At 62.4% G+C, this 6,833-nt stretch carries 8 protein-coding genes; 2 read left to right on the top strand and 6 right to left on the bottom strand.

All coding sequences use genetic code 11. The annotated features are described in order from the left end of the window. Both ACESMD_RS11250 and ACESMD_RS11245 read right to left on the bottom strand, forming a co-directional pair. Window positions 1-1,365 (bottom strand): peroxidase family protein (locus ACESMD_RS11250; RefSeq protein ID WP_372613177.1); only part of this gene is annotated, 1,365 nt, incomplete at its 3' end. 280 nt (window positions 1,366-1,645) lie between these two features. Next, window positions 1,646-2,074: a phasin family protein gene (locus tag ACESMD_RS11245; protein WP_372613175.1), complete on the bottom strand. Its 429-nt coding sequence runs from the start codon at window positions 2,072-2,074 to the stop codon at window positions 1,646-1,648. A 212-nt stretch (window positions 2,075-2,286) separates the two neighbouring features. Between ACESMD_RS11245 and ACESMD_RS11240 the strand changes: the two genes are divergently transcribed. Next, complete coding sequence (locus ACESMD_RS11240) at window positions 2,287-3,270, top strand: MDR family oxidoreductase (protein ID WP_372613173.1); 984 nt, start codon at window positions 2,287-2,289, stop codon at window positions 3,268-3,270. Window positions 3,271-3,323: 53 nt separating this feature from the next. Here ACESMD_RS11240 and ACESMD_RS11235 read toward each other — a convergent pair whose 3' ends face one another. Both ACESMD_RS11235 and ACESMD_RS11230 read right to left on the bottom strand, forming a co-directional pair. Continuing rightward, window positions 3,324-3,725 (bottom strand): septal ring lytic transglycosylase RlpA family protein, encoded by a 402-nt coding sequence (locus tag ACESMD_RS11235; protein WP_372613171.1) that lies wholly within the window; start codon window positions 3,723-3,725, stop codon window positions 3,324-3,326. Between the two features lie 293 nt (window positions 3,726-4,018). Continuing rightward, window positions 4,019-4,330 carry a hypothetical protein gene (locus tag ACESMD_RS11230; RefSeq protein ID WP_372613169.1) on the bottom strand — a complete coding sequence of 104 codons (312 nt, stop codon included), beginning with the start codon at window positions 4,328-4,330 and terminating at the stop codon, window positions 4,019-4,021. Between the two features lie 221 nt (window positions 4,331-4,551). On the opposite strand from ACESMD_RS11230, the gene ACESMD_RS11225 reads away from it, so the two are divergent. After that, the gene (locus ACESMD_RS11225; protein WP_372613167.1) at window positions 4,552-4,704 is read left to right on the top strand and encodes a cytochrome b/b6 domain-containing protein; all 153 of its coding nucleotides are present in this window, start codon (window positions 4,552-4,554) and stop codon (window positions 4,702-4,704) included. A 137-nt stretch (window positions 4,705-4,841) separates the two neighbouring features. Here the strand turns inward: ACESMD_RS11225 and ACESMD_RS11220 are convergent, their stop codons facing one another. Next, complete coding sequence (locus tag ACESMD_RS11220) at window positions 4,842-6,059, bottom strand: hypothetical protein (protein WP_372613165.1); 1,218 nt, start codon at window positions 6,057-6,059, stop codon at window positions 4,842-4,844. A gap of 5 nt (window positions 6,060-6,064) precedes the next feature. Then, window positions 6,065-6,833, bottom strand: a 769-nt coding sequence (locus ACESMD_RS11215; RefSeq protein ID WP_372613163.1) for a transglycosylase SLT domain-containing protein, incomplete at its 5' end; no start/stop codon positions are given.

Raw genomic sequence — 6,833 nt, 5'->3', positions numbered from 1 at the left:
CTTGACCGCCTCGACGTCATAGCCGCTGTTGCCCTTGGGCACCGGGTCCTGCCAGATCAGATCCTCTGCCGGTACTTCCGGGCCGAGGTAGCGATCCTTCGGACCCATGTCGCGGTGGGTCAGCTTGAACCAGGCGCGGGCGAAGGCATCGGCGAACTCTTCCGGGTTCTTGTGGAAGTGCTCGGCGATCTTGCGGTACTCCGGGTCCATCTTCATGGCCATGTCGGCAGTGGACATCATGAGGTGAACCGGCTTGGAGGCATCCTCCGCATCGGGGGCATGGTCCTTGTCCGCGAGACCCTTGGCTTGCCACTGTTGGGCGCCGGCTGGGCTCTTGGTCAGTTCCCACTCGTAGCCGAACAACACGTCGAGGTAGGTCATGTCCCACTTCGTCGGCGTCGGCGTCCAGGCCCCTTCCAGGCCGCTGGTGATGGTGTCGGACCCCTTGCCGCTGCCGAAGCTGTTCTTCCAGCCCAGGCCCATTTCCTCCAGGGGAGCGGCTTCGGGTTCCGGGCCGACATGCTTATCCGGATCGGCCGCACCGTGGGTCTTGCCGAAGGTGTGACCGCCGGCAGTCAGTGCCGCCGTCTCGTAGTCGTTCATCGCCATGCGGACGAAGGTCTCGCGTATGTCCTTGGCGGACGCCAGCGGGTCCGGGTTGCCGTCGGGGCCTTCCGGGTTCACGTAGATCAGGCCCATCTGCACGGCGGCCAGGGGGTTCTCGAGCTCCCGCTCGCCGGAGTAGCGGCTCTTCGGCTTGTCGCTGGTGGCGAGCCACTCCTCCTCGGCCCCCCAGTAGATGTCCTCTTCCGGCTGGTAGATGTCCTCGCGGCCACCGCCGAAGCCGAAGGTCTTGAAGCCCATGGTCTCGAGGGCGACGTTACCGGTCAGGATGAAGAGGTCGGCCCAGGAGAGCTTGCTGCCGTACTTCTGCTTGATCGGCCAGAGAAGGCGGCGCGCCTTGTCCAGGTTGCCGTTGTCCGGCCAGGAATTGATTGGGGCGAAGCGCTGGTTACCGGTGGAGGCGCCACCGCGGCCATCGGCCGTGCGGTAGGTGCCGGCGCCGTGCCACGCCATGCGGATGAAGAATGGGCCGTAGTGGCCATAGTCGGCGGGCCACCAGTCCTGAGAGTCGGTCATCAGGTCGGCCAGGTCCTTCTTGACCGCTGCCAGGTCGAGTGACTTGAACGCCTCGGCGTAGTCGAAGTCTTCGGCCAGCGGATTGGACTTCGGATGGTGCTGGTGAAGGATGTTGAGGTTCAACTGGTTCGGCCACCAGTCCTTGTTCATGTTGCCGCGGCCACCCAACCTGGTGTTGGAGCCGTGCATGACCGGACAAAGGCCGGTCTTCTGTTGATCACCCATTTCTGTCTCCCGTTGCTAGTGCGGTGGTACTCACCCTGACAGTAGGACCTTACATCAATTCCAATCCATTGGTTTAAGATGTTTTTCGAACCAATCCGATAGGTTTTATCTATGACGGTCCCAGGTGAACGGCTTTCCTGCCTGTCTCGGTCTGACGGGCGTCCATTCGTTGTGGTGGGGCTTGTTCGGGTTGAGGGACTTCATGCAAAAAGGCCGCCGATCATCGATCGGCGGCCTTTCAGGTCATGCTGGCTGCTTCGTGACGAAGCAGCGGTCAGCCTCAGGCAGTCTTGGCAGCGGCCTTGGAGGTCGCGACGCCCTTGGGGGCATCCTGCACGGCCTGGGTGGCAGTTTCCTGCACCTGCTTGCTGCTCTCTTCGGTGAGCTTCTGGCTTTTCTCTGCGAAGTCCTTCTGCAGGGATACGACTTTCTCGGCATCGCCCTTGAGGCGCTCGGTCATGTCGGTAGCCACTTTCTGCTGGCCTTCCATGTAGGCGCGCAGGCCTTCGGCATCCTTCACGTCTGCCAGGTTGCGCAGCTGCGCAAAGCTGGTTTCGGCGTAGGCCCTGGTGGCCTCGTACTGGGCGGTGGCCAGCTTCTCGGTGAAGTCGACGGCCAGGGCGGCATAGGCGCGAGCCGGACCGACGAACAGGCTCTCGAGTTGCTTGGTATCGAACTGCTTGGTGTCGAAATTGAACATGTTCATCATGGTGGAACCTCCTGGGTTCTAGTAAGGGTGGTTATCGGGCGGCATCTGTTGTCTGCCCTGAATCTGTTGTCTGCCCTGATGTCGCTAATCATAGACCCTATTCTTGTGCAGTGCAACATAGATTTGCTTTTTTTCCAGTTCCGTCCCGGCCGGCCCTTGATGCATGATGAGGGTCCAATCCCATCGGCGGTGGGCCAAGACGAGGAGATATCATGTTCGACGCGATCCTGATAGAGAAGACCGAGGAAGGCCAGCAGGTTGGAATCAAGCGCCTCGACGAGGCGCAATTGCCGGAAGGCGACGTTACGGTGAGCGTCGACTGCAGTACGCTGAATTACAAGGATGCGCTGGCGATCACCGGCAAGGGGCCGGTGGTGCGCAAGTTCCCGATGGTGCCCGGCATCGACCTGGCAGGCAGGGTCGAGAGTTCGCGATCCGATCAGTACAAGGAGGGCGATGCCGTCCTGCTCAATGGCTGGGGCGTCGGCGAGGGACATTGGGGCGGGCTCGCGCAGAAGGCGCGATTGGACAGCCGCTGGCTGATCCCTCATCCCACGGCGTTTACCGCCCGCCAGAGCATGGCCATCGGCACAGCCGGTTACACGGCGATGCTGTCGGTGATGGCGCTGGAGCGTCACGGAGTGACGCCGGACAAGGGCGAGATCCTGGTGACTGGCGCCAGCGGGGGAGTGGGCAGTGTCGCCATCGCGCTGCTCTCCCAACTGGGCTATGCGGTGGTGGCCTCGACGGGGCGCATGGGAGAGAAGGCTTACCTCGAGGCGCTAGGCGCTCGCGAGGTGATCGACCGCGCCACCCTGTCCGAACCCGGTCGCCCCCTGGCCAAGGAACGCTGGGCCGGTGCCATCGATGCCGTCGGCAGTCATACCCTGGTCAACGTCTGTGCCAGCACACGCCACGGCGGTACCGTGACGGCCTGCGGCCTGGCCCAGGGGCTGGACTTTCCGGCCTCGGTGGCACCCTTCATCCTGCGCGGGATTACTCTGGCGGGCATCAACAGCGTGATGCGCCCCTTCGATGATCGCGTGGAGGCCTGGCGCCGGTTGGGAGAACTGCTGGATCCGGATCGGTTGGAAACCATCACCGAAACCATCGCCCTGGAGGCGGCGATTCCCGCCGCCCGCGAATTGCTGGAAGGCAAGATACGCGGAAGGGTGGTAGTGGATATGGCGAGCTAGGGCGCTTCCAACGAGGCCGACGGCCGTATCGTAGCGGGAAGCGCCCCGGTTTTTCAGGATTCCTGGATGGAGGTGATCATCACCGGTGCGACGCCGCGATTGATCATGCCTAGTTCCCTGGCGGCTTGCTTGGAAAGGTCGATGATCCGTCCCTTGACGAAGGGGCCGCGGTCATTGATGAGCACTTCCACCTCGCGTCCGTTGTCCCGGCGGGTCACCAGTACCCGGGTGCCGAAGGGCAGGCTGGGATGGGCGGCGGTGAGTTGGCTCTGGTCGAAGGGCTCTCCGCTGGCGGTGGGTCGGCCCTGGAAGCGATCGCCGTAGAAGGAGGCTACCCCCTGTTGAGTCTCGACGGTCTCTTCGTGCTCTTCGTGGGCCTGAGCCGCCCCGGCGGCGCCGGTAATCAGCAGGCCTGCCAGGCAAAACGCCGGCAGTAGATGGGAGCGAATACCCATAGGGTTACACCTCAACGTCTGTTGGGCGTCTCTGGCATCCATCCCGAGGCGCTGTGATCATGGCTACCGAGGGCAATATGCGTCGGCGGGGGGATAATAAGCGCCTCCGCCGCCATGAGCAAGTCTTTCTCTTTCGGGAGCTGAATCGTATCGGGTCATTGCATATGACCCCGGGGCCGCCAATCAAAACACCCCATCCCGCCAGGGCGGAGTGGGGTGTGGTGCATCGCGGCGACTCGCATGTTCGACCGTATCATCCCTCGATGCTTGAAGCCTTGATGATGCTCGTAGCCTTAATGATGATAGCCTTCCTCGAACAGCTCCGCCTTGGCATCGCGCATGACGTCCTCACAGGCCGCCTGGTGGGCCAGTTGGGTGAGCAGGCTCTGGGTCACTTCGAAGCCCTTGCCCAGGCAGCTGTCTATATCCTGGCGGCTCACCCGAGGGAAGATACTGTAGTCGATCCGGATCGTTCTACCACCACCATCCAGCTTGTCGGCCATGGCTCTCAGGCGCCAGGCGATTCGTTCCTTCCAACTGGCTGATTCCTCCACACCCTCGTTGACGCGAAACGTGCAGTGCCACTCAGGCTTGTAGACCTTCATGAGAACCTCCTCGGCTGGCTTGGAAAGAATGATCGATCGTGATGTCTGCTCCGTCTCTGAATGATGTTGCTCGTTTATCATACAGGCTTTCCCCAAGCTGACCACTCTTGCCGAACGCTGAGCGAGTATCGACCTCGCCCTCGATACAGTGGCAGCCGATCAGCGTTTAGTCCGACAGCCTGCTAGGCTTGGTTCGTCCCCTACACACATGCGAGAACACCATGTCCGAACATGATCGCTATGCCTATCCCCACCGCCTGCTGCACTGGCTGGCTTGGGCGATTCTGGGGCTGTTGGTGTTGCACATCGCTGGTGCGCTCTTCCATTGGTTGGTCAAGCAGGATGGAATCATGAAGCGCATGAGCCTGTTCTGAGCCGGCCCCCGGCGCCCGCTTCACCGGAAAGCACCCCAGATTGCCCCCTGCGGCCCGGACCGCAGGGGTACCGGTGTTGAAAGCAGCCTTTCCGTAGTCGGGACAGGTTCGGCTTAAGTCGCCGTCGCTGCAGGGGATCATTCCTGATTTGCCCAGCTGCCGATGGCCAGCTCGGCGATGTGTGCCACTTCCTGCGCGGATACCGCGGTCGGGTCGCCGAGTTCCAGCGGATCGTAATGGAAGACGTAGAGCCGCGAGACAAACTGGTCGATCGGCAGGGAGGCTTCGCCGTGTCGTTCGCCGTGCCCCTGGGTGGCACAGTGGATATTCTGGCCCCAGTCCTGACCACTGTCGTTGTTGGGATTGAAGAAATAGACGCGCATCTGGTTGTCCGAATCCAGGGCGACGCGAAGGATGGTGATCGCGTGTCGACCCACAAAACGCGCCGCGCTGTCGGTGACGGCGATCCCTGCTGGTTGCGGGTGTATAACCTCCAGGTTGCCGTTATAGAAGGGGTGATAACAGGCGTAGAAATGCCGGATGAATCCTTCATGGTCGACGAGATCCCCCGTCTGGCTGTCCGCCACGACACGGAAGCCGTGACCCACCCACCAGCCGTACATTTCCGGATTGATCCAGCGGTGGAGGTCATCGTCGCGTTCGCCGCAGAGTCGTCCCATCTCGATGTAGACGCGGTCCAGGTGCGCCACCAGGATCAGCGACACAGGGTCGACGTCCATGGGCGGTTCCTTGGCCAGGCCCGGCTCCAGCCCCTTCGAGGAGACCCGCTGGCCCTCGAAACGCATGATGATCTCGTCGTCACGGGCCGCCCAGGCGATCAACTGCAGGAGATAGTCCGGGTCGTTGTAGGCCCACATCGACAGGCCGATCACCGACTGGCATGTGGGATTGTTGCCCTGGCCGACGCCGAGTGGCTGGCCCAGCAGGCTCATTACCCCGGCGAGCAGGAACACCCGGGGCGAGTGCGCATCGCCGAACACCCTGGTCAGCTTCTGCGACGCATCATCGCACAGCACAAGGGTAATCTGACGCCACAGCGCCGATGCGACCGGAGGTGTGAACAGGGTGCCGCGTTCGAGCAGCAGGGCCAGGCCGTAGACGGCCTGGCTGGTTTCCGGGTAAGCGGCCTCGTCGATCAGTGCATACACCAGTTGCGTATAGCACTGCATGACATCATTGCCCGTCATGCTCAGTCCCAGGGCGTCGGGGATCAGGTCATCCCGATGGCCGCGCAGGTGTCTCAGCAGGAGGGGATGATAGGGCGAGACGAGGCCCGTTTTGTGCATCGCCTCGGCGAAGGCAAAGGCCTCTTCGGCCAGCGATGCATCGTCCATGCTCGTCAGTCGCTCGTGGTAAACCACCAACCCCGGATCGTCGCGACTGGCGCTGGTCGGGCCAGTGACGCCACTCTTGCATAGAGGGCATCCAGGCCTCCCGTAGTGGTCATCAACACGCGGGCCGCCTCCAGCACTTCAGTATTGGAGGCAGCGGGATTGGCCTTACGGTCCTTCGCCAGACGTGCCAGCGCAGCATCGAACTGCTCGGTCGCTGCATGGGTCGTTTGAGTGGTGCTGCTTGTGTTCATCTGGTGGGTCTTGTTCCATTGCCATTGCGGGAGGGGGGGAGCATAAGCACTTTCCCCGTACGAGGGTAGCCTGGCCATTGTCCCGTAGCGTGGCGGTCGGTGCTGGATCTGCGGGGAATAGCGGGCACCAGCCTCGATGGAGGCGGCCGGGTCGAGGCGATCATCGACGCCCAGCGACTCGGCGGTGTTGCGGGTAAGCATCATCATGCCCCGCACGCCGGTGGGTGACTCGGCCCGGGGATCCCAGTGAGATTCCTGATAGGCAAGAGCCGCCAGCAGGTCGGCCGGCATGCCGGTAGCCTGTTCGGCCTGGAGGAAATGGTCGATATAGGTTGGCAGCCGCTCCTCGATGCGGCGGTTGAGCTCGCGCAGGTCAACGAAATCGAACTCGTCGATATAGGCGTAATAGGCCTGTTCCATGCTGTCGACGGCGGCCTGGCCCTTGTCACTCTCCATCCACATCCGGCTCTGCTCGGCCAGCGCATCCAGTCCCTGAGGCAGGTACCAGCCCAGGCGGTCGCCG

It is taken from the genome of Halomonas sp. (assembly GCF_041689495.1).
Classification (GTDB): domain Bacteria; phylum Pseudomonadota; class Gammaproteobacteria; order Pseudomonadales; family Halomonadaceae; genus Halomonas.
The sequence above is the reverse complement of the archived record's forward strand: the minus strand, read 5'-3'. Positions and strand labels throughout refer to the sequence as shown.